This is a genomic window from Streptomyces sp. 35G-GA-8 (assembly GCF_023534745.1).
In the GTDB taxonomy this organism is placed as follows: domain Bacteria; phylum Actinomycetota; class Actinomycetes; order Streptomycetales; family Streptomycetaceae; genus Streptomyces.
In genome coordinates this window covers 547,276-571,036 of the sequence record NZ_JAMHJQ010000006.1, presented here as the reverse complement: position 1 = coordinate 571,036, position 23,761 = coordinate 547,276, and the positions used below count along the sequence as shown (strand labels likewise).

Annotated in this window: 22 protein-coding genes; 14 read left to right on the top strand and 8 right to left on the bottom strand. The window is 72.2% G+C overall.

Annotated features, from left to right (window positions below; all coding sequences use genetic code 11):
- Positions 1 to 64: 64 nt before the first annotated feature.
- From M1203_RS16720 to M1203_RS16705, 4 genes are all read right to left on the bottom strand, one after another.
- Complete coding sequence (locus tag M1203_RS16720; RefSeq protein ID WP_249950488.1) at positions 65 to 1,906, bottom strand: BTAD domain-containing putative transcriptional regulator; 1,842 nt, start codon at positions 1,904 to 1,906, stop codon at positions 65 to 67.
- A gap of 504 nt (positions 1,907 to 2,410) precedes the next feature.
- A complete protein-coding gene (locus M1203_RS16715) occupies positions 2,411 to 3,223 on the bottom strand; it encodes a DeoR/GlpR family DNA-binding transcription regulator (protein WP_249950487.1) in 813 nt (270 codons plus the stop codon).
- 34 nt (positions 3,224 to 3,257) lie between these two features.
- On the bottom strand, positions 3,258 to 4,229 hold the full coding sequence (gene pdxA, locus M1203_RS16710; RefSeq protein WP_283958698.1) for a 4-hydroxythreonine-4-phosphate dehydrogenase PdxA: 972 nt from the start codon (positions 4,227 to 4,229) through the stop codon (positions 3,258 to 3,260).
- Between the two features lie 83 nt (positions 4,230 to 4,312).
- Complete coding sequence (locus M1203_RS16705) at positions 4,313 to 5,608, bottom strand: four-carbon acid sugar kinase family protein (RefSeq protein ID WP_249950485.1); 1,296 nt, start codon at positions 5,606 to 5,608, stop codon at positions 4,313 to 4,315.
- 230 nt (positions 5,609 to 5,838) lie between these two features.
- Between M1203_RS16705 and M1203_RS16700 the strand changes: the two genes are divergently transcribed.
- From M1203_RS16700 to M1203_RS16660, 9 genes are all read left to right on the top strand, one after another.
- The gene (locus M1203_RS16700; RefSeq protein ID WP_249950484.1) at positions 5,839 to 7,461 is read left to right on the top strand and encodes an ABC transporter substrate-binding protein; all 1,623 of its coding nucleotides are present in this window, start codon (positions 5,839 to 5,841) and stop codon (positions 7,459 to 7,461) included.
- A 3-nt stretch (positions 7,462 to 7,464) separates the two neighbouring features.
- A complete protein-coding gene (locus M1203_RS16695; protein WP_249950483.1) occupies positions 7,465 to 8,394 on the top strand; it encodes an ABC transporter permease in 930 nt (309 codons plus the stop codon).
- Positions 8,395 to 8,397: 3 nt separating this feature from the next.
- Entirely contained in the window at positions 8,398 to 9,390 is a 993-nt protein-coding gene (locus tag M1203_RS16690) for an ABC transporter permease (RefSeq protein ID WP_249950482.1), read from the top strand.
- Between the two features lie 3 nt (positions 9,391 to 9,393).
- Complete coding sequence (locus M1203_RS16685; RefSeq protein WP_249950481.1) at positions 9,394 to 10,269, top strand: ABC transporter ATP-binding protein; 876 nt, start codon at positions 9,394 to 9,396, stop codon at positions 10,267 to 10,269.
- On the top strand, positions 10,266 to 11,177 hold the full coding sequence (locus M1203_RS16680; protein WP_249950480.1) for an ABC transporter ATP-binding protein: 912 nt from the start codon (positions 10,266 to 10,268) through the stop codon (positions 11,175 to 11,177). Before M1203_RS16685 ends, M1203_RS16680 begins: the two co-directional genes overlap by 4 nt.
- Positions 11,174 to 12,154, top strand: a complete 981-nt coding sequence (locus M1203_RS16675; protein WP_249950479.1) for an aldo/keto reductase — start codon at positions 11,174 to 11,176, stop codon at positions 12,152 to 12,154. Before M1203_RS16680 ends, M1203_RS16675 begins: the two co-directional genes overlap by 4 nt.
- A gap of 104 nt (positions 12,155 to 12,258) precedes the next feature.
- Positions 12,259 to 13,056 (top strand): HpcH/HpaI aldolase/citrate lyase family protein, encoded by a 798-nt coding sequence (locus M1203_RS16670; RefSeq protein ID WP_249950478.1) that lies wholly within the window; start codon positions 12,259 to 12,261, stop codon positions 13,054 to 13,056.
- Between the two features lie 2 nt (positions 13,057 to 13,058).
- Complete coding sequence (locus tag M1203_RS16665) at positions 13,059 to 14,288, top strand: exo-alpha-sialidase (RefSeq protein ID WP_249950533.1); 1,230 nt, start codon at positions 13,059 to 13,061, stop codon at positions 14,286 to 14,288.
- A gap of 109 nt (positions 14,289 to 14,397) precedes the next feature.
- Positions 14,398 to 15,090, top strand: a complete 693-nt coding sequence (locus M1203_RS16660; protein ID WP_249950477.1) for an NADPH-dependent F420 reductase — start codon at positions 14,398 to 14,400, stop codon at positions 15,088 to 15,090.
- A 24-nt stretch (positions 15,091 to 15,114) separates the two neighbouring features.
- On the opposite strand, the gene M1203_RS16655 is transcribed toward M1203_RS16660, so the two are convergent.
- On the bottom strand, positions 15,115 to 15,432 hold the full coding sequence (locus M1203_RS16655; RefSeq protein WP_249950476.1) for a DUF6191 domain-containing protein: 318 nt from the start codon (positions 15,430 to 15,432) through the stop codon (positions 15,115 to 15,117).
- Positions 15,433 to 15,558: 126 nt separating this feature from the next.
- On the opposite strand from M1203_RS16655, the gene M1203_RS16650 reads away from it, so the two are divergent.
- From M1203_RS16650 to M1203_RS16635, 4 genes are read left to right on the top strand one after another with little or no spacing between them, the layout of a single operon-like run.
- Positions 15,559 to 16,299 carry a class I SAM-dependent methyltransferase gene (locus M1203_RS16650; protein ID WP_249950475.1) on the top strand — a complete coding sequence of 247 codons (741 nt, stop codon included), beginning with the start codon at positions 15,559 to 15,561 and terminating at the stop codon, positions 16,297 to 16,299.
- Between the two features lie 35 nt (positions 16,300 to 16,334).
- Positions 16,335 to 17,360, top strand: coding sequence for a pyridoxal-phosphate dependent enzyme (locus tag M1203_RS16645; protein WP_249950532.1), 1,026 nt, complete (start codon positions 16,335 to 16,337; stop codon positions 17,358 to 17,360).
- Complete coding sequence (locus M1203_RS16640; protein WP_249950474.1) at positions 17,357 to 18,589, top strand: ATP-grasp domain-containing protein; 1,233 nt, start codon at positions 17,357 to 17,359, stop codon at positions 18,587 to 18,589. Before M1203_RS16645 ends, M1203_RS16640 begins: the two co-directional genes overlap by 4 nt.
- On the top strand, positions 18,576 to 19,934 hold the full coding sequence (locus M1203_RS16635; protein ID WP_249950473.1) for an MFS transporter: 1,359 nt from the start codon (positions 18,576 to 18,578) through the stop codon (positions 19,932 to 19,934). Before M1203_RS16640 ends, M1203_RS16635 begins: the two co-directional genes overlap by 14 nt.
- Before the next feature lie 24 nt (positions 19,935 to 19,958).
- Here M1203_RS16635 and M1203_RS16630 read toward each other — a convergent pair whose 3' ends face one another.
- Positions 19,959 to 20,639: a sigma-70 family RNA polymerase sigma factor gene (locus M1203_RS16630; RefSeq protein WP_249950472.1), complete on the bottom strand. Its 681-nt coding sequence runs from the start codon at positions 20,637 to 20,639 to the stop codon at positions 19,959 to 19,961.
- 186 nt (positions 20,640 to 20,825) lie between these two features.
- Positions 20,826 to 21,500 (bottom strand): hypothetical protein, encoded by a 675-nt coding sequence (locus M1203_RS16625; protein ID WP_249950471.1) that lies wholly within the window; start codon positions 21,498 to 21,500, stop codon positions 20,826 to 20,828.
- Positions 21,501 to 21,656: 156 nt separating this feature from the next.
- Between M1203_RS16625 and M1203_RS16620 the strand changes: the two genes are divergently transcribed.
- Positions 21,657 to 22,694: a ferric reductase-like transmembrane domain-containing protein gene (locus tag M1203_RS16620; RefSeq protein ID WP_249950470.1), complete on the top strand. Its 1,038-nt coding sequence runs from the start codon at positions 21,657 to 21,659 to the stop codon at positions 22,692 to 22,694.
- A 13-nt stretch (positions 22,695 to 22,707) separates the two neighbouring features.
- On the opposite strand, the gene M1203_RS16615 is transcribed toward M1203_RS16620, so the two are convergent.
- A complete protein-coding gene (locus M1203_RS16615; protein ID WP_249950469.1) occupies positions 22,708 to 23,577 on the bottom strand; it encodes an aldo/keto reductase in 870 nt (289 codons plus the stop codon).
- Between the last annotated feature and the right edge of the window lie 184 nt (positions 23,578 to 23,761).

Below are 23,761 nucleotides of genomic sequence, written 5' to 3'. Positions count from 1 at the left end.
AGAATGACACCCCTGGATGCTTGGTCAAGGTGGCTTGAACGTGGTGGAGTTCGGGCGTCGCCCGTCAGTGGCGTGCTGTCGCAGCCTGGCTGTTGTGCCTCTCACGCGCCTGCTGACGCGCGTAGATTTTCAGCAGTCGATGGATGCGGTACGGGCCAGGAGGCCCTTCTTCGAGCAATCCCGCCTCGGCCAGCCGCTCCAACGCCTCTTCCGCCTCGGGTGAGTTGCCGAGCGCGTGCGAGGGGAGCAGCAGCCCCTCGTGGTCGCCGAGCCGGTGGAAGGCTTCCTGCCAGCGCGGCTCCAGCCGGCGCAGCGCACCGCCGAACACCTGCGGTACGGAGAGCCGGGGATCGTCGGCGAGGGAGAGCCTGGCCGGCAGATCCTCCGCCAGCCAGGCGACACAGTCCGCGATGCGCAGCCCGGGCCGGGTGAGCAGCCGGGCGGCCGCGATCCGCAGACTGAGCGGGAAGTGGCCGCAGACACGGCCCAGTTCGGCCGCGGCTTCCGGTTCCGCCGCCACGCGGTCGGCGCCGAGCACGGCTGCCAGCAGGTGCCGGGATTCCGCCGGTTCCAGGGTGGAGAGCCGGTGCACACTGCCGCCGTGCGTGGCCATCAGTCCGGCGAGTCCCCGTCTGCTGGTGACGATCGCGGCGCTGCCCGCCGCGGCGGGCAGCAGCGGACGGACCTGGTCGGGGCTGGTCACATCGTCGAGCACGAGCAGCGTCGCGCCGTCGGCGGCTCCGGGCGGCGGCAGGTGCGCCAGCGCCTCGGCCGGGGTGACGGGGGAGCCGTCCTCACGCGTCATGGCCAGGATGAACACGCCGCCGGGGAAGCTGTCCTGGGTGTCGTGGGCGGCTTGCTGGGCCAGCGCCGTCTTGCCGATGCCCGGGGCTCCGGAGAGGACCACGACGGTGGTGTCCGGGGATCCCGCGGTGAGACGGGCGTTGATCGCCGCCCGCTCGGCGGTACGGCCGGTGAAGGACGGCACAGGCGGCACCGGCCGTAAGGCGGGCGCGAGCGGCACGGGCGGTGGAGCCGCTGCGGGCGCGGTGGCCGGAGCCGGGGCGGCGATCGCCAGGGGTTCCGTGCGCGCCGCGAGAGCCGGCGCGCCACGGCCGCCGGGCAGGGGCGCCGTACGGTCGAGCCCCGGGTCCAGCGCCAGTGGGCCGAGGTCGTCGCCGCGCAGGATCGACAGTTCGAGCCGCTGGAGCGACGGGCCGGGATCGATGCCGAGTTCTTCCTTCAGCCGGCCTTTCACACTGCGGTACTCGGAAAGCGCCTCCGACTGCCGGCCGGTGCGGTACAGCGCCTCGATGAGCTGTTCGGAGAACCGTTCGCGACCGGGGTGCCGGCGAGCGGTCTCCCAGAGGTCGACCAGTACCTGACGACATCGGCCCAGCGCGAGCTCGATGTCACAGGCCCGTTCGAGCGTACGCAGCCGCTCCTCGGTCAGCCCGGGCACCTCGTCGCGGTGCAGCATCGGGGAGGGCACATTCGCCAGCAGGGGGCCCTGCCAGAGCGTCAGCGCCTCCTTGAGCCGGTACAGCTCGCCCTCGGCGTCACCGGCGTCGTCCGCCGCCCGTACGAGCGCGCGGAACCGCACCAGGTCGAGCGTGTCGCCGTCGGCGTTCATCCGGTAGCCACCGGGCACCGCCTCGATGACATTGCCGGTCACTCCGTACTTGGCGAAGATCCGGCGCAGTCGCAGGACACAGCTCTGGAGCGCGGCCCGGGCCGTGGCCGGCTGGTCCTCGTCCCAGAGGGCGCGCAGCAGATAACCGGTGGACACGACGGATCCGGGATGAAGAAGAAGAGCCGCCAGCAGGCTGGACGGTTTGGACGGTTTAAGAACAACAACGTCATGACCCTCGGCAATACTCAAAGGGCCCAAAAGCTGAAAACGCACGCGACCTCTGCCCCCCGAATCAGTACTTGCGTCCGCGACGCATGAAAGTGCCGAATCCGGGGCACCCCGCAACATCGGGACATTCGTGGACGGAAATGCTGCGCTCTTTTCTTTGGTACAGACCTCTGCCAGGCCCCACTGATTTCCCACTCCCCCGTAGCCACGCTGCTGATCTGGTTCATCGCCACGGACGAGGGCCAGCTCAACGGAGTGATACGTACCGCCGCTCCAAAGGAAATTAACATTGCTTTACCAACGGATGAATAGATCGACGGCACGCGTGCGGCTGTTTCCAAAAGAATACCGGCGACCAGAACTTGTTGGGCATCCTAGTAACTCCCCGATGGAAAGTCGACCCTCCGGTCCCGCGGCATTCCCGAACAGCGAACCAACCGGAAAGAAGCACTTATTGAGTGTGAATACGGCTCGCCGTCGCTAATACAGACAAAGGGGAGGTCCCGCGGAGCGCGCTCCGCGGGACCTCCCTCGCACCGGCCGTCGCGGTCAGCCCGCCGGGCCCGGGTGCTCCGCCTCCGTCGTGGGCTCCGCCTCCGCCAGCACGACCGTGACTCCGCGGGCGCGCAGCCCCTCGACGACGCGGGGGTCCGCTCCGTCGTCGGTCACCAGCGTCCAGTCGGGCCGGAGCGGGGTCCAGGTGTGGAACGGCCGGCGGCCCAGCTTCGCCGCGTGGGCCAGGACGTACACCCGGTCGGCGCGCCGGGCCATGAGCTCCTTGAGGCGCGTCTGGCGCAGATCGGCCTCGCAGATGCCGTACTCGGGCGAGACGCCGTCCGTGCCCAGGAAGAGCCGGTCGAACGTGAGCCGTTCCAGCGCCGCTTCGGTGAGCGGTCCGACGAACCCCTGGCTCAGTGGGCGCAATGTGCCGCCGAGGCACTCGACATGGACCGACTCGACATCCGCCAGCTCCTGAAGGGCCGTCAGACCCGTGGTGGCGACGGTGACATCCTTCGCCGTGCGCAGTTCGTGCGCGAGCGCGCCGACGGTGGATCCCGCGTCCAGCAGCAGCGACTCCCCGGGCCGTACCTCCGCCGCGGCCCACCGTGCGATCGCCCGCTTGGCCTCGAACGCCTCGCCCGTGCGCTGCCGCAGCGACGCCTCGGGGTGGGCGGCCAGCGCCATGGCACCGCCGTAGGTACGGGCGAGCTGTCCGTCCGAGGTCAGCTTCGCGAGATCGCGCCTGATGGTGGAGGCCGTGACCCCGAACAGCTGGGACAGCTCCTCCACACTGGCCAGCCCCGTGGTCGTGGCGAGATGGACGATTCGATCGCGCCGGGCCTTCGATCCGATCGCAGACATCAGTCTTCTGTCCTCCGGTGCGGACGATCGGGGGTCAACGGGCCGGAGTGGTGGACATCTCGGCGGCCTGGCGCAGCGCCTCGACCATGCTACCGGCCTCGGCTCGGCCGGTACCCGCGATGTCGAAGGCGGTGCCGTGGTCGACGGAGGTACGGATGACCGGCAGTCCCACGGTCAGGTTGACACCGGCCTCGATGCCCATGACCTTGACGGGGCCGTGGCCCTGGTCGTGGTACATCGCGACGATCAGGTCGTAGTCGCCGCGCGAGGCGAGGAAGAAGGCGGTGTCGGCGGGGAGCGGTCCGACGGCGTCGATGCCGTCGGCGCGCAGCACCTCGATGGCCGGGACGATCTTCTCCTCCTCCTCGCCGTAGCCGAACAGGCCGTTCTCGCCCGCATGCGGGTTGATGCCGCAGACCCCGATGACGGGCTTCGCGACACCGGCCCGCACCATCGCCTCGTGGCCACGGCGCACGGTCCGCTCGACGAGTCCGGGTTCGATCCGGCGTACGGCGTCGATCAGCCCGATGTGGGTGGTGACATGAATGACCTTCACCTTGGGGGTGGACAGCATCATCGACACCTCCTCGACCCCGGTGAGATGAGCGAGGAGTTCGGTGTGTCCGGGGTAGAGATGGCCGCCCGCGTGCAGGGCCTCCTTGTTGAGGGGGGCGGTGCAGATGCCCTGGACGTCACCGCGCAGGGCGAGTTCGGCGGCGACCCGTACGTACTGGTACGCGGCGTCCCCCGCGACGGCGGACAGCCGGCCCCAGGGCAGATCGGCGGGGAGCAGTCCGAGATCGATGACATGGATACGTCCGGGGCCGAACACGGCGTCGGCCGGGGTCTCGACGGAGACTATCTCGCAGGTGACACCGAGGATCCGGGCCGCCTGGCGCAGGCGTTCGGCATCGCCGATGACAACGGGGCGGCAGCGGCGAGCGGTGTCGGCGTGGAGCAGCGCGGGGACGATCACCTCGGGGCCGATGCCGGCGCCGTCTCCCATGGTGACCGCGATGACCGGGAGCGGCGCACCGGCCGTCTCCGTCCGCACGGTGGCCTCCACGGGGGCGGTCGTCGGGGCTGCGTTCACTGGACTTCTCCTTGTGGTGCGGATGACACGGACGGTGGGGGGACGGGCGCGGCGGACGCCCCGCCCGGTACGGCGTGCTGATCGCCCGCCGCGGCGGGGTGACCCGGCCGCAGGGCGTGGGCGATCCGCAGCAGGGACCCGGTGTCGCCGTAGCTTCCGGGGCGGGTGACGACGGAGCGGCCGTCGTCGGTGCGGCAGTGCACGGCTCCGTGGTGGATCTGCCCCACCGGGTGGAGCCGGGTGACACCGAGCGCGTCCAGGACGCGCCGCGCGGTCTCGCCCCCGGTGAGGACGAGATCGACGGGGTGGGGCACGGCGGCGACGGCACGGGCGAGCCCCGCCACCACGCGACGGGCCGAACCGGCGAGGATGCCGGGCGAGTTGTCGACGCTGACGACCGTCATGCCGTCCGCGTCGACGGGAAAGGCGAGCGGCGGGCCCGGCTCGGCGAGCAAAGCGGCCGGAAGTGCGGTGTACCGGGCCCCGGCCGCGGTGAGTTGCGCGATCTGCGCAATGGCGGTGGGTTCCGCGGTGCCGACCACGACGAGCAGCGGACGATGCGGCCGAAGAGGGCCGCGCGGTGACGGTATGTCAGCGCCGCCGAGCACCCGGCCGAGCGCGGCGGCGAGTCCGCCGGTGCCCATGAGCCGTACGCCCGGTCCGAGCGGAAGCGCGGCGGCGATCACCGCGTCGAGGTCCGTGTCCGTCTCGGCGTCACAGACGGGCCGCAGCCCGGCCGCCACGAGGTCGCGGAGCCGGCCGGTGAGTTCCCGGTGGGAGGAGCGTACGGCGTCCAGCGGTACGAGGGCCGTCCGCAGGCCGCCGAGGGCGGCGGCCACCGAGGTCGGTGCGGACAGCGACTCGGCCCGCCACGCGTCGGTGGCGTGCAGCGGGGTGCCGCGCAGCTGGACGACGCCGTCGCGGACGGTGCGCCCGGCCACCGGCAGGGCGGGGGCGATCACGAGTCCGTCCGCGCCCTCCGCGTAGGCGGCGGCCTCGGCGGCGAGGTTGCCGCGCAGCAGGGAGTCCGTCTTCTTGATGAGGACGGTGCCGGCCGAGGCGCCGCGCACGGCCTCGCGCACGATACGGGCGGCCTCGTCGGCGGGCAGCTGGCGCGTATCGAGATCGAGGACCAGCCCCTCCCCTTCGGCGGGGAGGGCCACGGGCACCGGCCCCAGGTCGATCCGGCCGGGGAGGCGCAGCGCCGCCGCGGTCTCGGCGGCGCCGGACAGATCGTCCGCGAGGGCGAGCACGCGGCACGGTTCACGCCCGCCTCGGGGGTTGAAGACCACGGATACCTCCTCCGGGCGGCCCGGACAGGCTGCCTCGGTGCCTGATGATGACATACGTTGCGCGAAGTGCGCGAGACCCCTTGCGCGAAACACGCAACCGTGCCACCTTTTGCGGCGCGACACCTGTCGCCGCCGGACAGACCGGACTCCGGGAACCACGCCCCGATGTCCGCCGGGCCCGGCACCGACAGCTTGAGCCGGTCGCCTCCCAGCACCCGAGAAGGTCGACGATGACCCCTACTCCTCACAGCGCTCCTCCCGACGCTCCCCCGCGTGAGTCCTCGCCCGAGCCCGCACGTGAGGGCTTCGGCCGCCGCACCCTGCTGCGCTGGGGCGCCGCCGGTGGCGCGGGCGTGGCCCTCGGCCCGCTGGCCGCCTGCGCGGGCCCGACCGGGGCCCCCGGCCCCGGCACCCTCACCCTCGGTCTGAACCGCTCCCTGGTGAGCCTGGACAACAAGCTCAACCAGTTCGACGCCGCGGTCACCGTGCAGCGCGCGGTACGGCAGGCGCTCACCCGTATCGGGCCCGGGATGAAGCCGCGGCTGATCCTCGCCGACCGGTTCGAGATGGCCGAGCCCACCGCATGGAGCGTGCGGCTGCGCGACGGGGTGTGCTACTCCGACGGCAGCCCCGTCACCGTCGAGGACGTCGCCACGGCTCTCCGGATGTACGGAAAGGTCAACGGCTCCTTCCTGCTCGGGCTCTTCCCCGAACTGCCCACCGTCGAGAAGACCGGCCCCCGCACCTTCCTGCTGCACACCCGCGAGCCCGTGCCGGTGCTCGACCGGCTGATGGCCAGCATCCACATCACCCCCGCCGCCGCGAACCTGCCCGAGGAGCTGCGGAGCGGTCTCGGCTCCGGGCCGTACCGCGTCCTCAAGGCCAACGCGGGCGCCGGTGAGTACACGCTCGGACGCAATCCCGCCTACTGGGGCGCCCGGCCGCGGATCGAGACCGTACGGGTCCGGTTCGTACCGGAGGAGTCCAGCCGGGTGGTCGCGCTGCGCAGCGGTGAACTCGATGTCGTCGACACACTCACCCCGGACTCCGCCGAGCAGCTCACCGGCCTGCCCGGCGTCCAGGTCGAGGAGACCTCGGGCGTCCGGATGTGCCAGCTCTTCTACAACTTCCGCAAGCCCGAGGGCACTCCGCTCGCCGATCCCCGGGTGCGGCGCGCGCTGACCTACGCCATCGACGGCGACGCGCTGGTCGACGACGTGCTCAACGGCTCCGCCGAGGAGGCCGGCGGTGTGGTGCCGCTCGCCCTCGAAGGCGCGGTACGCACCGGCTCGTACGCGTACGACCCCGGCAAGGCACGCGCGCTGCTGAGATCGCTGGGCGCGACGGATCTGCGGATCAGGATCATCTGGGAGTCGGGGGAGTTCGCCGCCGACACCTCCGTGATGGAAGCCGTCCTGGACATGCTCAAGGCGGTCGGTGTGCGCGCCTCGCTCCAGCAGTTCGAGCCGGGCGGCGACATCCTCACCTGGCGTCAGGGCCGGGCCGGCGACTGGGATGTCATCGGCAACGGCTACGGCAGCCCCACCGGCCAGGCCCTCACCACACTCCAGGGCATGTACGGGGGCACGGCGGCGAAGGAACGTACCCGCGACGCCTTCATGGGGTACGTGATCCCGCACGTGGAGCGGCAGCTCACCGCCGCCTCCACCGAGGTGGACGACGCCGAGCGCACCAAGCGGCTGGCCGCGGTGCAGCAGGCCATCTGGGACACCTGGCCCAGCCTGTGGGCCTTCGCGCCCAAGACACTGCTCGCCCGCAGGACCCGCGTCCGGGGCATGTCGCTGCTCCCGATCAACTCCTATGACCTGTCCGCCGTACGGCTGGAGGGCTGAGCCGTGCCGACGTATCTCGCCAAACGGCTCGGCCAGAGCCTGCTGACCGTCTTCCTCACCCTGACCACCGTCTTCCTGCTGGTACGTCTCGCCCCCGGCGACCCGGCCGCCGCCTACGCGGGCCCCACCGCGACCACCGCCGACCTCGCCCGTATCCGCGCCCAGTTCGGCCTGGACCAGCCGCTGCTCACGCAGTACGGCATCTTCCTGCGCGATCTGCTCACCGGAGACCTCGGCACCAGCTACTCCTTCCACGCCCCGGCCCTCGACGTGGTCCTCGACCGGATGCCGTACACCATCACGCTGGCCGTCTCCGCGATCACCGTCACCGCCGTGGTGGCCGTACCACTGGGCGTGTGGATGGCGCGCCGCGCCGACTCGAAGCGTGAGCTGGGCGCGAACGTGCTGACCATCACCGGGCAGTCCATGCCCGACTTCTGGACCGGTGTGATGCTGCTGACCGTCTTCGCGGTGCTCCTTCCCGTGCTGCCCGCCTCCGGATTCACCTCCTGGAGCGGTCTCGTCCTGCCGACGGTCACCGTCGCCATCCTGCAACTCGCCCTGATCTCACGGCTGGTACGCCGCGAGATGACCACGGCGCTCGGCTCCCCCTATCTCACCGTCGCCCGCTCGCGCGGCTTCTCCGAGCGCGCCCTCACCTGGCGCTACGCCCTCGCCAACTCGGCGGTGCCGCTGCTCACCGCCATCGGTACCCGGTTCGCTGCGCTGCTCAACGGCGTGGTCGTGGTCGAGGTCGTCTTCGGCTGGCCCGGCGTCGGCTCGCTCGTCGTCCGTGCGCTGGAGACCCGGGACTATCCGCTGATCCAGGCCACCGTGCTGGTCACCGCGACCCTCGCGATCCTCGTCCAACTCCTCGTCGACCTCGCCTACCCGCTGCTCGATCCGCGGGTGCGCCTCGGAAAGGCGGCCTGAGACATGACCACCGCCCCGCGTACCGCCGCTTCCCCGGGCGCCGCGCCCGCCGGCGCGGCCACCTCCGGCACCCGGCCGAGCGCCGTCACCGCCCGCGATCTCGCCCGTGCCACCGCCACCCGGCAGCGGCGTGGCGCCCGCTTCAAACTGTGGGCGGGGGCCGTCTGCACCGCGCTCGTGGTACTGCCGGTCGCCCTGGCGGGTCTGCTGCCGCTGCCCGGCGCCGACGCACAGGATCTGTCCCGGCGCCGGCTGCCCCCGCTCAGCGAAGGGCATCTGTTCGGCACCGACCAGCTCGGCCGCGATCTGCTCTCCCGTGTGCTGCACGGCGGGCAGGTGTCGCTCACGGTCGGCATCCTCGCCGTCCTCGTCTCGGGACTGATCGGTATCGCGGCGGGCTCCGCGGCCGGATTCTTCGGCGGCTGGGTCGACGCGGTCGTCTCCCGGCTGCTGGAGGCCCAGCTCGCGCTGCCCCTGCTGATGATGCTGCTGCTCGTGGTCGCCCTGTTCGGTCCGTCCGTCACCGTCATCACCTGTGTGATCGCGGTCGCGCAGTGGCCCGAGGTCGCGCGGCTCACCCGCTCCCTCGTGCTCGTGGAACGGGAGAAACCGTATGTCGCCGCGGCCCGGGTCCTCGGCTTGCGCGGCTGGTCGGTCCTCGGCCGGCATGTCGTCCCCAATGTCATCCGTCCGGCGAGCCTGGTGGTCCTGCTGCTGCTCGCCCAGGCCGTCCTGCTGGAGAGCGCGCTGAGCTTCCTCGGCGCGGGGCCGCAGCGGCCGTTCGCGACCTGGGGCCGGATCATCTCCGACGGCCAGGACTACATCACCACCTCCTGGTGGCTGGTCACCCTGCCGGGTCTGGTCATCGCCCTGCTGGTGGTCGGCGTCAACCTGCTCGGCGACGGGCTGCGCGACCGTACGCCCACGACGAAGGCGCCGCGCGGGGCGCGTGTGCCGCGTGGCACGCGCGCCGCGCGCTTCAAGAAGGGAGCCTGAGCCATGACAGATGTTCCGCCGAAAGCCGCTCTGCCGACGGATGGTCCCTTGCTGGACGTCGAGGATCTGGGGATCGAGCTCATCACCGCGCACGGAGTGGTCCGCGCCGTGGACGGGGTGAGCTTCACCGTCGGCCGGGGCGAGACCGTGACCCTCATCGGCGAGTCCGGATCCGGCAAGTCCACCACCGCCATGGGCGTGCTGCGGCTGCTGCCCGAGGGGCTGGCGGTGCTGTCGGGCAGCGTCCGGATCGCCGGACGCGATGTCCTCGCCGACCCGAACGCGGCCCGCGACGTGCGCGGACGTACCGTCTCGCTGATCCCCCAGGACCCGATGACGGCCCTCAGCCCGGTCCATACGATCGGCCGGCAGCTCGGCGACGCGCTGCGGCTGCGGCACCCCGGACTGTCCCGCGCCGCGATCCGGGAGCGGGGCACGGATCTGCTGACCCAGGTCCGTATCCCCCGGCCGGAGACACGCTGGAAGGCGTATCCGCACCAGTTCTCCGGCGGCATGCTGCAACGCATGCTGATCGCCGTCGCGCTCGCCGGGGAACCGGAGCTGCTGATCGCCGACGAGCCCACCTCCGCGCTGGACGCCACGGTGCAGGCGAGCGTTCTCGATCTGCTGATGGAACTACAGGAACAGGAGTCCCTCGGGATGCTGATGATCACGCATGATCTGGGGGTGGCCCGGGTCGTCTCCGACCGTATCCATGTCATGAGGGAGGGCAGATTCGTGGAGTCGGGATCCGCCGCGCAGATCGTGGACCGGCCGGCCGCGCCGTACACCCGCGAACTGCTCGCCGCCGTGCCCCGGCTCGGTGCCTGGGACGAGGACTGCCCCGCGCCGGCCGCGACGTCGGGAGCGCGGACATGACTCCCGCCCGGACCACCGGCGCCGGTCCGTTTCTGAGCGTCGAGGACCTCGTGGTCGAATATCCCACCGCCCGGGGCCCGTTCCGCGCGGTCGACCGGGTGAGCTTCCGGCTGGAGCGCGGTGCCTCGCTCGCGGTCGTCGGCGAGTCGGGGTGCGGCAAGTCCACCCTCGCGCGCGCCCTCGTACGGCTGCTGAAGCCCGCCTCGGGCCGGATCGTCCTCGACGGTACGGATATCGCCGGGCTGCCCGAGCGACGGCTGCGTCCGCTGCGGCGGCGCGTGCAGATGGTCTTCCAGGACCCGTACGGTTCACTCGACCCGCATCTGACCGCCCAGCAGATCGTGGCCGAGCCACTGCGCCTCTCGGGTGTCGGCGACAGGGCGGAGCGCGCGCGGCGCGCGGCCGAGCTGATCGACCGTGTCGGACTGCCGGCCACCGCCCTGCACCGCCGGCCGCCCGAGTTCTCCGGGGGCCAGCGTCAGCGCATCGGGATCGCCCGCGCGCTCGCGTCCCGGCCGGAGCTGCTGGTGTGCGACGAGGCGACCTCCGCGCTCGATGTCTCCGTACAGGCTCAGGTGCTTGAGCTGCTGCGCGAACTCCAGGCCGAGACCGGTATCGCCTATCTCGTCATCGCGCACAACCTCGGGGTGGTGCGCGAGATCAGCACCGATGTGCTGGTGATGAACGCGGGCCGGATCGTCGAGAGCGGCCCGACCGGCGCCGTGCTCGCCGCACCGGCCGAGCCCTACACCCGGGCGCTGCGCCGCGCCGCCCTCGACCCCACGGCGATCCGGGGCGTGAAGCCCCGGGGGCTGCTCAGCGCCGCGGCCGACAGCGGCGCGACCGGCTCGGCCACCCGGACAGTCGGCCACCAGGCCACCCACGCATCGGAAGGCACCCGCCCGTGACCACCGGCATCTCGCTGCCGCAGCTCCCCGTCCCGCTGTCCCGGCTCGTCCTGGGCACCATGACCTTCGGCGACACCGTCGACCGCGCGGGCGCCGCCGCCATGCTCGACACCGCGCTCGACGCGGGCATCACCGGGGTCGACACCGCCAACGGCTACGCGGGCGGCGAGAGCGAACGTATCCTCGCCGGGCTGCTGCCGGGCCGTCGCGACCGGATCGTGCTGGCCACCAAGGCCGGGATCCCCCACCCCGACCAGGGCGAGCACGCCCCGCTCTCCGCCGCCGGGATGCGCGCCGCGCTGGAGGGCAGCCTCACGCGGCTGGGCACCGACCGGGTCGATCTCTTCTATCTGCACCAGCCGGACCGCGCCACACCGCTCGCGGAAACCCTCGCGGCCGTCGCCGAGTTCGTCGCCGAGGGCAAGATCCTCGCGCTGGGGGTCTCGAACCACGCGGCCTGGCAGATCGCCGAACTCGTCCGTACGGCGGGCGACGTGGGTGCGCCCCGCCCCGTGGTCGCCCAGCAGCTGCACAATCTGCTCGCGCGCCGGCTGGAGGAGGAGTACGTGGAGTACGCGGCCGTCACGGGGCTGCGCACCATGGTCTACAACCCGCTCGGCGGTGGCCTCCTGACGGGGCGTCATACGTTCGGTCAGACCCCGGGATCAGGCCGGTTCGGGGACTCCAAGCTGGCCGCGATGTACCGGCAGCGCTACTGGGACGAGCGGCTGTTCGCCGCGGTCGGTCAGCTCACCGGGATCGCCCAGGAGGCCGGGATCCCCCTGACCGAACTGGCACTGCGCTGGCTGCTCGACCGGCCCTCCACCGACGCCCTGCTGCTCGGCGGCTCACGCACCGAGCAGCTGCGGGCCAATATCGCCGCCGCGCAGGCCGGTCCGCTGCCCGCCGGCGTGAGCGCCGCCTGCGACGAGGTCGGCGCCCGACTGCGGGGCCCGATGCCCGCGTACAACCGCTGACCCCGGCCGGCCCGGCCCGGTCCGGGCCCGCCCCGCCCGGCCCCCGCACCCCTGACCCGGCCCACCGCTGGACCGGCATCCCGCCCCACCTCGAAGGGACTTCCATGACCCGCCCCCCGTCCGGTACGCCCGCCGCCTTCGCCACCGCCCTGCGCGCCCGCGAACAGCTCATCGGCTACTGGTCCGTCCTCGACTCCCCCGTCTCCACCGAGCGCATCGCACGACTCGGCTACGACTATGTGGCGCTGGACGCCCAGCACGGCCTGATCGAGTACACGGGGCTGCTCGCCTCCCTCACCGCCATCGACACCAAGGGGAGCACCGCCGTCGGTCTGGTGCGCACCGAGGCCAATGACCCGGCACCGATCGGCCGCGCGCTGGACGCGGGGGCGGCCGGGGTCATCGTCCCGCTCATCGACACCGCCCAGGACGCCGCCGACGCGGTGGCCGCCGTACGCTACCCGCCGCTCGGCCGCCGCTCCTACGGCCCGATGCGCTCCGGGCTGCGGATCGGGCCCGACCCGGCCGAGGCGCATGAGCAGACCGTCGTGCTCGCGATGATCGAGACGGCGGACGGCCTCGCCAATGTCGCGGAGATCTGCGCGACCGACGGACTCGACGGTGTCTATGTCGGCCCGTCCGATCTGCGGATCGCCCTCGGGGGCGCCACCTCCACCGACCCCGCCGTCGCCGACCGGTTCGAGGCCGCGCTCGTCACCGTACGCGAGACGGCGGCCGCCGCCGGAATCGCCGCCGGTATCCACAATGCCGACGGCGCCAGTGCGGCGCGGCGGCTGGCGGAGGGCTTCACCTTCGCCACCGTCTCCAGTGATCTGACGCATCTGGAGCAGATCGCGGGCAGCCACCTCGCCGCCGCCCGTGGCACCGGAGAGGCCCGGTGACCATGACGAACCCGGTCGCCGACGGTGTCCTGCGCCCGCGTCCCGGCGAACCGGGCCGTACCGAAGCCTCGTTGGCCGCGCCCGCCGCGCAGAACCACGCCGCGAATCTGACCGTGCTGCCCGGCGGGGATCTGGGCTGCGTCTGGTTCGCCGGTACGCAGGAGGGCGTCGCGGACATCTCCGTCTGGTTCTCCCGGCTCACCCCGGAGGCCGGGGGCTGGTCCGCGCCGGTCCGGCTCTCCGACGACGCCACCAGCTCCGAGCAGAACCCCGTACTGTTCCCGGCGCCCTCCGGCGAGCTGTGGCTGCTGCACACCGCGCAGCGGGCGGGCCACCAGGACACGGCGGAGGTACGGCGGCGGATCAGCCGGGACAACGGCGTGACCTGGGGCCCCTCGCGGGTCCTGTTCCCCGCCACGTCCGGCGGCGGGGTCTTCGTACGGCAGCCGGTGGCCGTACTGCCCTCGGGGCGCTGGCTGTTGCCTGTGTTCCGCTGTGTCAGCACGCCGGGCGAGCGGTGGACGGGCGGCCGGGACACCAGCTCGGTCATGGTCAGCGACGACGCGGGCGCGACCTGGGACGAACGGCCGGTGCCCGGCTCCACCGGACTGGTGCACATGAACATCCACGCGCTGCCGGACGGTTCGGCGCTCGCGCTGTTCCGCAGCCGGCGGGCGGATCATGTGTACCGCTGCCGGTCGGAGGACGACGGGGAGACCTGGACGGCGCCGGAGCCGCTGGCCGTCCCCAACAACAACTCCTCGCTCCAGTACCTCCCGCTGGACGACGGCCGCCTCGCCCTCGTGCACAATCACAGCAGCGCCGCCGATGCCACCGAACGGCGGGTCTCGCTGTACGACGAGATCGACGACGACGGTGTGAGCGACGCCGCGCCCGCGGGCGGCACCGCAGCCGGCACCACGCCCTCGTTCTCGGCCGACACCGCCTTCTGGGGCGCTCCGCGCGCCCCGATCACCCTCTCCTTCTCGTCGGACGGCGGCCGTTCCTGGCCGGTGCGCCACGATCTGGAGACGGGCGACGGCTACTGCCTCACCAACAACTCCCGTGACGGCCTCAACCGCGAACTGTCCTATCCGTCGATCGCCCGGTCCCCCGACGGGACGCTGCACATCGCCTTCACACACCATCGCCGTGTCATCAAGTACCTGCGTCTGAGCCCCGCTTGGGCGCCCGGCGAGGATCGGCCGGCCGGGGAGCGCCTGAGCGACTGACGCCCGTGCGTACGACTCGACTCGGTACGACCACAAGAACTGCTGAGCCAGAAGTGGCCGGTCGCGGACGGGCGGGAATACCGCGGCCGGCTGTCCGGCTGGGATCGGCATGAGCACTCTTGGACTGATCGGCAGTGGACACATCGGCAGCACCCTCGCGAGGCTCGGCGTCGCGGCCGGGCTGGATGTGGTCCTCAGCAACTCACGCGGGCCTCAGACCCTGGCCGAGCTGGTGGCGGAGCTGGGACCGCGGGCGCGGGCCGCGACGCCCGCCGAGGCCGCGGCGGCCGGGGACTGGGTCGTGGTGACCGTCCCGCTGAAGAACTACCGCCAGGTGCCGGTGGCACCCCTGGCGGGGAAGGTCGTTCTCGACACCAACAACTACTACCCCGAGCGCGACGGGCGGATCGCCGAGCTGGACGCGGAGGAGACCACCACCAGCGAACTCCTCCAGCGGCATCTGCCGGACGCCCAGGTCATCAAGGCGTTCAACAACATCTTCTTCAAGCATCTGGCCGCACTCGCCCGGCCCACGGGCGCGGCCGACCGCTCGGCCCTCCCGATCGCCGGTGACGACCCCGAGGCGAAGGCGTCCGCGACCCGGCTGCTCGACCTCCTCGGGTACGACACCGTCGACGCGGGGACCCTCGCCGACAGCTGGCGCTTCCAGCGCGACACCCCGGCGTATGTCGTGCCGTACGCGCAGAACCCGCAGGGTCTCGGCATCAACGCCGACGACCCGGGCAGCAGCGCGGACGCCGCGACGCTCCGCACGGCCCTGGCCGCCGCGACCCGCGGCTGATCCCCACCCGCCGGCCGGGGTCCGCTACCGCGCGTCCGGCATCCGTATGACCGCCGTCCCGCCGTCCAGATCCACCGTGGTCCGGTGCGGCGGGGCGCCGTCCTCCTCGTCGTCCCTGAGCAGCAGCGCGGACTGCCGCTCCTTCAGTTCGTTCTGCTTGCCCGGCGAGAAACTCGCGTGCAGCTGCTCGAACCCGGTGGCCGAGATCTGTCCCTGCCGCGCGCTGTTGCGCCAGGGCAGCAGGCCCGCGCGCCCCGCGCGCAGCAGCAACTGGTCGATGAAGGCCACCAAGGTCAGCACGATGACCAGCCCGGGAAGCGTCATGAACACCACTGTCTCCATCGCCCCATTGTGCGGGTGCCCTCGATCGCCGGGAACCAGCCGGGCGCGATGGCCGACTACTGACACGAAAGCGAGTACCAGCGCTCATGTCAGGGGCCGGTGAGGCTCCGGAGGAGGACAGCCGGTTTGCAGTGGTACGAGGACGACTCCCTCTGGTCCGACTTCGCGCCCACGATGTTCTCTCCCGGCCGCGCCGAGCAGGCCGCCGACATCGTGGCGAGTTCACCGCTCCTCGACTTCCCGCCCGGATCCCGGGTGCTCGATCTGTGCTGTGGTCCCGGGCTGTTCCTGCTGCCGCTGGCGCGGCGCGGCTACACCGTCACCGGTGTCGATCTCAGTCCGTCCATGCTGGAACGGGCACGGGCCGCCTGCGCGGAGGCCGGCGCGGACGTGCGGCTGGTGCGGGCCGACATGCTCGACTTCGTGGAGCCCGGCTCCTTCGACGCCGTGCTGAACGTCTTCACCTCCTTCGGTTACTTCGACGATCCCGACGACAATCTGCGGGTCCTGCGCAACGCCCGCGAATCCCTCGCCCCCGGCGGCCGGCTCGTGGTCGATGTGATGGGCAAGGAGGTGCTGGCCGGCTGGATCGGGCGGCCCCAGGCAGTGGACCTGCCCGACGGCTCCTATGTGGTGCAGCGCGATGTGGTGCTCGACAGCTGGCGCCGGCTGCGCACCGACTGGACGCTGGTACGCGGCACCTCGGCCCGTACGGCGTCGCTCACCTCTTTTCTCTACAGCGCCGCCGAGCTGCACGATCTCTTCGTGGCGGCCGGATTCGCGGAGGTCGAGTGCTTCGGGGACTTCGACGGCGGTGTCTATGACCAGCACTCCCGCCGGCTGATCGTCAGGGGGGTACGGAAGTGACGGACGTACGCGTGCACGAGCATGTCACCGACGCGATGAAGGCCCCGGACCTGATCCGGCTGAGCCCCAATGTGGTACTCGCGCGCTTCGAGACGATGAAGGTCTACGCGGCGCTCGGCGCGGTCCGGGCGCTGCTCGCGCGGGGCCGTATCGTGCCCGGTCAGACGCTGATCGACAGTTCGAGCGGCATCTACGCGCTGGCGCTCGCGATGGCCTGCCACCGATACGGACTGCGGTGTCACATCGTGGCGTCCACCACGGTCGACGCGGTGATGCGGGCGCAGTTGGAGGTGCTGGGCGCGACGGTCGACCAGATGCCCCCGTCCCGCAGTCTGCGGCTCGACCAGGAGCGACGGGTGCGCCATGTACGGGAGCTGCTGGCCCGCAGGCCGGACTACCACTGGATGCGGCAGTACCACGACGCGGTGCACTACACGGGCTACCGGGAGTTCGCCGAGCTGGTCACGGCGGCGCTGCCCGACCGGTCGCTGACCGTCGTCGGCGCCGTCGGCACCGGCGCCTCCACCGGCGGTCTGGTCCGGGCACTGCGGGAGCCGGGGAACGGCTCCGGGCGGGCGGTGCGGCTGGTGGGCATCCAGCCCTTCGGGAGTGTGACGTTCGGCAGCGAGCGCTTCAGCGATCCGGAGGCGATCATCGCGGGGATCGGCAGCTCGATCCCGTTCGGCAATGTCCGGCACGAGCTGTACGACACGATGCACTGGGTGGACTTCCGGCATGCCATGGCGGGCGCGGTGGGGCTGCTGCGCGAACACGCCGTCTTCGCCGGGCTGTCGACGGGCGCCGCGCATCTGGTCGCCTCGTGGGAGGCGGAGCGCGATCCCGGGCGACAGCATCTCGTCATCGGCGCGGACACCGGACACCGCTATGTGGAGCGGGTGTTCGCCCGGCACACCGAGGCCCTGGACCGGCGTACGCTCCGGCCGCGCAGGATCCACGCCCTCGACGACCTCGGTCCGCCGTGGTCGGTCATGGAATGGGCGCGACGCCCGCACAAGGAGCCCGTGGGGGCCGACGTCGGTTCGGAGGGGGACGCGCTGTGACCATCGCCGCGCTGGAGTCACTGTCGTTCGGACTGGCCCGGATGGCCACCGCGGCCGCCGGTGCCGGGCACGGGCTGACCCTGCTCACCCGCGACCTGTCGGTGTACCGGCACGAGCTGGAGGCACTGCCGGACCACGCGCCGCTGTCGGTCGTGCAGGTCGACACCTTCGACCTGGCCGAGACCCGGCGGGTGCTGGCGACCCTGCCCGGACTGGCCGGTCTGATCAACACCACGGACACCTGGAGTGTCCCGGCCGCCGGTCTCGCGGCCGAGTTCGGCCTGCCGGGGCCCGATCCCGAGGCGGTACGGCTGCTCCGCGACAAGTCACGGGTACGTGAACTGCTGCACCGCCAGGGGCTGAGCAAGAGCCCCGCCGTACCGGTGGCGCCGGATCCGGACAGCGCGGGCGAGGTGCTTCGGGCGCTCACGCCACCGCTCGTCCTCAAGGACTCCGCGGGCACCTCCTCCCGTAACGTCTGGGTGGTCAGGGACGAGGAGGAGCTGCGCGCCGCGCTCGGCGAGGCGGCCCAGCAGTCCCTTGCCGGCGGGCTGTTCGCGGAATCCTTCCTCGCCGGGCCGCTCTACAGCGCGGAGACGCTGAGCTGGGCCGGGGAGACCCGGCTGCTGGGGGTGCTCAGCCGGCAGACCTCGCGGGACATCGCCGTACGGGAGGAGGCCGCCGCCTTTCCCGTCGCGCTGCCCCCGGGCGAACGCGGTGAGATCGAGGCGTGGGTGGGCCGTGTACTGCGGACGGCCGGTCATGACAGCGGCTTCGCCCATGTGGAGTTCATCCTCACCGGCCAGGGCCCCGAACTGGTCGAGATCAACCGGAGAATCGGCGGCGCCCTGGTCGGGGAGGCCCTGTGCCGGTCACTGCGGACGAATGTGTACGAGGCGATGATCGAGGGCGCGCTCGGGCGTCGTCCCCGGCTCATGGATCAGCCACTCGACCACTCCGGCGCCGCCTGCGGTTTCGTGCTCGTCTATCCGGACCGGCCGGGGACGCTCGCGGGCTGGCGGGGGCTCGATGAGCTGGATGCCTATCCGGGGGCGGTGCGCTGGTATCCGGTCAGGGCGCCGGGGGACGAGATCCACACCGTGGCGGACCAGCGCGGCTGCACCGGGATGGTGCTGGCGGAGGCGGCCACCGCCGAGCTGGCGCTGCACCGGGCCGCGAGCGCCGCCGCGCGCGTGCGCCCCGTCCTGGTGGCCGATGGCGGGCAGTGAGCGCGGGCCGACGCGCCGGGACGGCGGTACGAGGGGCGTTGGCGAGCAGGGCAGCGGCACGAAGGGCGGCAGCGGCGCCGGAGCCGGTCACGAGCGCGTCGCCGGGAGATGGCGGCCGGGCGGTCCGCGGTCGTTCCTGCTGGCCGGCTCGTTCCTGATCACCCTGGGCAGCTTCGCCGTACTGCCGTACATGTCGGTGCTGCTGCACCAGCGGCTGGGGCTCGGACTCGGCACGGTCGGGTTCGTGCTCGCCGTCGCCTCGCTGGTGCAGTTCTCCGGCGGTGTGGCAGGCGGCGCCCTGGCCCGGCGGATCGGGCTGCGCGCCACCATGCTGGTGGCGCTGGCCGTGCGCACGGCGGGGTTCGCCGCGTTCGTGCCGGGGCTCCACAGTCCGTGGGCCGCGATCGGCGCGCTGTTCCTGGTGTCGTCCGGGGCGGCGCTGTATCTCCCCGCGAACAAGGCGTATCTGGTGGAGGGGGCGGCGGAGGCGGAGCGGCCCCGGCTGCTGTCCGCGAGCGGTTCGGCGTTCAACGCGGGGATCGCGCTGGGGCCGCCGGCTGCGGCGCCGTTCGTACTGACCTCGCCGGGCGCCCTGTTCGCCGGAGTCACCGTGCTGTTCGCGGTGGTCGGGCTCGGGCACGCGCTGCTGCCGCCCGCGTCCGCCGGGCCCACCGCGCGCGGTCCGTCGAAGGACGAGGATTCCGCCGCCCCGGCCGGGGGTTCCGGCCGGGACGGGCTGCCGTTCGTGGTGACCGTACTGAGTGTGTACGTCTTCATGTTCTTCCAGCACTATCTGGCGCTCTACGCGGTCCCCCGTACATCGGCGTCGTTCTACGGCGGGGTGCTGATGGGGTACGCGTGTCTGCTGGTGGTCGCGCAGCCCCTGCTGTCGGAGTGGATCGCCGGGCTCTCCTACCGGCGCGCGATGCGGGTGGGTTTCGGCGCGATGGCCGCCGGGACGGCCGTCATCGGTGCCGGTGGGCGGGCGGGGATCGGCGTGGGGGCCGCGTTGATCTGCCTGGGTGAGATCGTGCTCTTCCTCAAGAACGATCTGGAGGCGCTGGCCCGCTCGTCGGCCGCGCCCGCCGTGGTGTTCGGCCGGCAGCGGCTGGCGGCGGGTATCGGCGCGTTCGCGAGCGGGGTGGCGGGCGGTCAGCTGTACGGGGCGGCCGAGGACATGGGGACGGCGCGGGGTTTCTGGTTCGTGGTCGCGCTCCAGGCTCTGGTCCTGCCGGTACTGGTGGTCCCGCTGGCCGGCGCGGTGCGCCGCCGGTACGCCGGCTCCCGCACCCGGCCGGAGAAGCGGACGGCGGCCGACGGAGGTCCGCGCCGTACCCCGGCGTGAGGACGGCGCGGACCGGGCCGTCCGTTACCGGGACGCCGCGCGAACGGGCAGCAGCCCGGGGTCACGGTCCGCCAGCCATACGGCGGTGAGGTCCCGGCGCGCCCGCGCGACGCGGGAACGCACCGTACCGACGGGACAGCCCGCGGCGTCGGCGGCCTCGGCGTAGGAGAGCCCCAGCACCTGGGTCAGTACGAAGGCCTGCCGCCGTGCCGGGTCCAGCGCGCCCAGCGCGTCGAACACCGCGACGCCCTCGTCGAAGCCGGGCAGATGGCGCGGCTGGACGCGCTCGGCGGCGTGCTGCCAGTCGGTGGTGTCGGCGAGCCGGGGGCGGGCGGCGGCGCCGCGGTAGCGGTCGATGACCACACACCGCGCTATCGACAGCAGCCAGGTGCGCGCGCAGGAGCGGCCGGCGAACTTCGCCAGGCTGGTCAGTGCCCGTAGATAGGTCTCCTGGGCCAGATCGTCGGCCCCGGGCACATCGGCGCTGAGATGCGCGACGAACCGGCGTACGTCGTCGTAGGTCGCGTGCACGAACCGTTCGGCGGCCTCGCGGTCGCCGGTGCCCGCGGCCAGCGCCCAGGCGGTGATCTGGAGATCGCGGTGTGTGGATCTGACGCCCCGTGAGCGGACCTCCGGGGCAGCCCGGGACAGGGTGGGGGTAGTGGGGGGAGCGGCCAGTCTCATGACGCGGGCAGGGGGATTCATCGTCGGAGCAGGGCACATGGCGGGTGATCCTTCGTGTCCTCGCGGGGCCACGCCGGACGCGGGGGTCCGCGCGGCTCCCTCGGTGGCCGGTCCCCCGCGCCAGGGCGACCGGCATGCCTGAACAGGCACAGGTACGTGCCTGAGGGACCCTCGGTCGCGTGCGGCACAGCGCGGACGGACGAAGGGTCAGCGGAGGGACGGAAGGACGGGCGGACCCCGGCGGGTGATGCCGCGCAGGAGGACGAGCGGGCGCGGTCCGCGGAGCGGCCTGCCCGGTGTCCGGATCCTGGTGCGCGGCGGGGCGAGCACGCCGCCGGTCAGCACCCGCCAGGCGAGCAGCAGGGGAGCGGCGACGAACAGCGTGAGTGTGCGGCCCAGTTGGATGACCGCCGACTCGCCGCGCCACAGCCACCAGCCGCACAGCAGCCCCGCGACAACATGGGCCATCGCCATGCCCGAGGTCAGGGAATGGCCGTCGTAGGCCAGGACCTGGGCGATGACATCCGGCGGTGCCTCACTCATCCCGGAGTGACCGTGCGCCATCGCCGTGCCGGAACGGCCCTCGCCCGGACCGCCGATGGCGGGCGCCGTCCCGGCGGGTGGTGGCAGCGTATGGGTCCAGCTGAACAGGGTGTGCAGGATGAGCTGCCCGAGCGCGCTCGCCCCGGCGATGGCGGCGGCCCCGCGTTCCCGCCCGGCCAGCCACCATCCGGCGCCGCCCGCCACCACCAGGGCGAGGGCCAACGCGGGCCGGGGCAAGGGGGCTTCGGAGCGCAGGGCATGGCCGAGACCGGACACCGCTACGCACACGACCGCGAAGGTCGCGGCACGTGTGAGGCGGAATGCGGGCCCGGCTCCCATGGCTGACATCGTGTCACCCGGAGCCGAGCCGAGGAAAAGAGCTTGTGATCCGGATACGTCGATGGTTCGCCCGTTATAGAACGACACCAAGAGATGTGATCCATGTCACATGACATTGGCGGGAACTTTCCGTGTCCGGCGGCCGACTGCTCCGGTATGAAGTCGTCCCCGGCGTCCGCCGCCCCCGAGCCGAGCGAGCCGGCCGCACCGGCCGCGCCAGCCGCATCGGTCACATCGGCCACATCGGCCGAAGAGCCCGACACCACCCAGGACCGGCGGACTCCCCGGTCCACCCTCCGGTCCGACCTCAGGGCCTCGGTCCCCGACGGTCTGATCGCGCTGGTGGTGACCGCCGCCATCTTCGCGCTGCTCTACGCCCGGATCCGGGCGAAGACCTCGTCGACCGTGTCCGTGATGCCCTTCATGGCGGACGCGGGTGGCTTCTGGATGTACTTCCTCAGCCAGGCCTTCGGCTGGTCGGCGCTGCTGTGGGCGTGGGGCACCGTGATCCTCGGTCTGCTGCTCTCCGGGCCCCGCCCGAAGCGGCTGCCGCTGTCGGGGCCCCGGCTGGAGCAGCTGCACCGCACGACGAGCCTCAACACGATCGCGCTGATCGCCGCGCACGCCCTGCTGTTCGCCGCCGAGTTGGTACGGCACGACACCGCGCGGTGGAACTCACGGCTGTGGACGGCCTTCATCGAGGCGTTCGTGCCGGGCGGTTACGACTCGGGCACGGGGCAGATCGCGATGCCGATCGGCCAGGCCGCCCTGTATCTGGCCATTCCCTTGGGGCTGCTCTTCTATGTCAGACATCGCATCGGCCCCAAGACCTGGCGTGTCCTGCACCGCTTCGTGATCGTCGTCTACATCCTGAGCGTCTGGCACACCCTGCTGTACGGAACGAACGTCTGGTACGACGGGTGGTTCCGTACCTCGGTCTGGCTGCTGCAACTGCCCATCGCGGCCCTGCTGCTCGTACGGCTGCTGCGCCCGGCCCGCCGATCCGAGCGGCTGTCACGCCCCGGCACCGGTGGCGCGGGCCTTCGCGGCTGGTCGGGCTGGTCCCTGCGGTTCGTCGGACGTCTCGCCGTGGCCGCCGTCGCCGTCGCGATCCTGGCGGTCGTCCTCAGCGGGAGGGACGGCGGTCGTACCATCCCTCCGGCCGATACGTCCTCCACCCACAATCACGACTGAGCGCGAGCACGACTCAGCCGGCCGCGCGGGAGAGCGCCTCGAATTCGTCATCGGTCAGTTCGAGGGTGGCGCCGATGGTGTTCTCCTCCAGATGCGCCACCGAGGAGGTGCCCGGGATCGGGAGGATGACCGGCGAGCGCCGCAGCAGCCAGGCCAGGGCCAGCTGTGAGGGCGCCGCGCCTCGGTGGGCGGCGATCTTCGACAGCGGGCTGTCCGCGGCCGCGAGGGCGCCGGTGGCCAGCGGGAACCAGGGGATGAAACCCAGCCCCTGGGTCCGCGCGTACTCCACCACGTCCTCGGCCGCGCGGTCGGCGAGGTTGAAGCGGTTCTGCACGGACACGATCCGCGCCATCCTCCCGGCCTCCTCCAGCTCGGCGACGGAGACCTCGCTCAGTCCGAGGTGCCGGATCTTGCCTTCGGCCTGCAACGCCACCAGCGCGCCCAACTGCTCGTCGAACGGCACCTTCGGGTCGATGCGGTGCAACTGGAGCAGATCGATACGCTCCACGCCGAGATGACGCAGATTCAGCTCGACCTCCTGGCGCAGATACTCCGGACGCCCCACCGGGACCCACTCATCGGGCCCGGTGCGGGTCAATCCGACCTTGGTGGCGATCACCAGATCGTCGGGGTAGGGGTGCAGCGCCTTCTTGAGCAGCAGATCCGCCGTGAAGGGACCGTACGAGTCGGCCGTGTCGATGAAGTTGATACCCAGCTCGACGGCGCGGCGCAGGACCCGCACGGCCTCCGCCGGATCCTCGGGGTCTCCCCAGATGCCGGGGCCGGTCAGCCGCATGGTGCCGTAGCCGAGCCGGGTGACCGGCAGATCGCCGCCGAGGAGGAACGTTCCGGACGCGCGAGCAGGCTGCTGGGTGACAGTCATGATCAGCTCCTGAGTGGACTGCACGTTCCCACGCACGGACATCGGCACCAGGGCCGACGGACCCGTTCTCCTGTCCCGGCCTCGGCGGAGTCCCGCGTTCCGCTCCCATTCTCCCCCGTGCGCGACCCTCGCGCCCGTGCGGAACCGTCGGGCCCTCCCGCGACGTTCCCTGGACAGCGTCACA

Coding starts and splice junctions, on each gene's coding strand:
- M1203_RS16715 (WP_249950487.1), bottom strand. CDS start 3,223: ATGTCTGCGATCGGATCGAAGGCCCGGCGCGATCGAATCGTCCATCTC.
- pdxA (WP_283958698.1), bottom strand. CDS start 4,229: ATGGGAGACGGCGCCGGCATCGGCCCCGAGGTGATCGTCCCCGCGCTG.
- M1203_RS16700 (WP_249950484.1), top strand. CDS start 5,839: ATGACCCCTACTCCTCACAGCGCTCCTCCCGACGCTCCCCCGCGTGAG.
- M1203_RS16690 (WP_249950482.1), top strand. CDS start 8,398: ATGACCACCGCCCCGCGTACCGCCGCTTCCCCGGGCGCCGCGCCCGCC.
- M1203_RS16685 (WP_249950481.1), top strand. CDS start 9,394: ATGACAGATGTTCCGCCGAAAGCCGCTCTGCCGACGGATGGTCCCTTG.
- M1203_RS16680 (WP_249950480.1), top strand. CDS start 10,266: ATGACTCCCGCCCGGACCACCGGCGCCGGTCCGTTTCTGAGCGTCGAG.
- M1203_RS16670 (WP_249950478.1), top strand. CDS start 12,259: ATGACCCGCCCCCCGTCCGGTACGCCCGCCGCCTTCGCCACCGCCCTG.
- M1203_RS16665 (WP_249950533.1), top strand. CDS start 13,059: ATGACGAACCCGGTCGCCGACGGTGTCCTGCGCCCGCGTCCCGGCGAA.
- M1203_RS16660 (WP_249950477.1), top strand. CDS start 14,398: ATGAGCACTCTTGGACTGATCGGCAGTGGACACATCGGCAGCACCCTC.
- M1203_RS16655 (WP_249950476.1), bottom strand. CDS start 15,432: ATGGAGACAGTGGTGTTCATGACGCTTCCCGGGCTGGTCATCGTGCTG.
- M1203_RS16645 (WP_249950532.1), top strand. CDS start 16,335: ATGAAGGCCCCGGACCTGATCCGGCTGAGCCCCAATGTGGTACTCGCG.
- M1203_RS16635 (WP_249950473.1), top strand. CDS start 18,576: ATGGCGGGCAGTGAGCGCGGGCCGACGCGCCGGGACGGCGGTACGAGG.
- M1203_RS16630 (WP_249950472.1), bottom strand. CDS start 20,639: ATGAATCCCCCTGCCCGCGTCATGAGACTGGCCGCTCCCCCCACTACC.
- M1203_RS16625 (WP_249950471.1), bottom strand. CDS start 21,500: ATGGGAGCCGGGCCCGCATTCCGCCTCACACGTGCCGCGACCTTCGCG.
- M1203_RS16620 (WP_249950470.1), top strand. CDS start 21,657: ATGAAGTCGTCCCCGGCGTCCGCCGCCCCCGAGCCGAGCGAGCCGGCC.
- M1203_RS16615 (WP_249950469.1), bottom strand. CDS start 23,577: ATGACTGTCACCCAGCAGCCTGCTCGCGCGTCCGGAACGTTCCTCCTC.